Raw genomic sequence first — 930 nt, 5'->3', positions numbered from 1 at the left:
ACCACCATCGTGTTCAACAACGAGCTGACCGCCTTCGCCCGCGGCACCGACAACAGCCTGCAGCACTGGTGGCTGCGCCCCGGCGCAACCAACCAGCGCGACTCCTGGGGCGGCGAGTTCGCCGGATGAGACACCACACTCGCACATTCCATGCCGCTCTGAGGATTCCCATGACCATGGCAGTACGTCGCGGCCTCACTGTAGCGGCGGCCCTATGCGCTCTGATCGCTGGAGCCACCCCGGCACTTGCAAGTCCCCCGGACGACCGAGCCGGGCTGACCGGTGCATCGGCGCCTTCGACATCGGTGTCCATCACAGCTGAACCGAACACTGTCGAATGTGTTCCCGGCGGCGCGACCGCAGCGGACAACACCATCGCCGGCCAGCTCAACACCATGTTGACCGGAAAGATGCGAAACGCGATGAACGGCTACCGAGTTTCCTGCGCTCGGGCCATCACACAGGTCGTACGCAATCGCAACCTCGACAAGAGAGCCGCAGTGATCGCGGTCACCACGACGATCGTCGAGACGTCCATCCGCAACGTGACTTATGGTGACCTGGATTCACTGGGGCTGTTCCAGCAACGGGCCAGCTGGGGGTCCGCCGAACAGCGGCTGGATCCGACATACGCGACGAACGCCTTCCTCAACACAATGATCCAGTTCTATCCCAACAACTCCTGGATGGGTGGGGCGATCGGCAACATCTGCCAGGCGGTACAGCGTTCAGCCTTTCCCGACCGATATGAGCCCGAGGCGATGGACGCTGCACGCATCGTCGACATCCTCTGGACCGGCGGCGCGGTGAGGGAGTCCTCGAGCGCGGTGGTGTACAACGGTGAGCTGACGTTCTTCGGGCTGGGGTTCAACAATCGGCTCGATCATTGGTGGGTGGCTCCCGGTTCGGCTAATAAGCGCGACACGTGGG

2 protein-coding genes are annotated in these 930 nt (G+C 63.0%); both read left to right on the top strand.

The genetic code is table 11. The features are described from left to right. Positions 1-9 precede the first annotated feature (9 nt). On the top strand, positions 10-129 hold the full coding sequence (locus ACTWPW_RS64345) for a DUF346 domain-containing protein (RefSeq protein ID WP_443174839.1): 120 nt from the start codon (positions 10-12) through the stop codon (positions 127-129). 41 nt (positions 130-170) lie between these two features. Next, positions 171-930 (top strand): hypothetical protein (locus ACTWPW_RS64340; protein WP_443175063.1); only part of this gene is annotated, 760 nt, incomplete at its 3' end.

This window comes from Nonomuraea sp. KM90 (assembly GCF_052246675.1).
Taxonomy (GTDB): domain Bacteria; phylum Actinomycetota; class Actinomycetes; order Streptosporangiales; family Streptosporangiaceae; genus Nonomuraea.
Note: the sequence above shows the minus strand (reverse complement) of the source record. Positions and strands in the feature narration are given on the sequence as shown.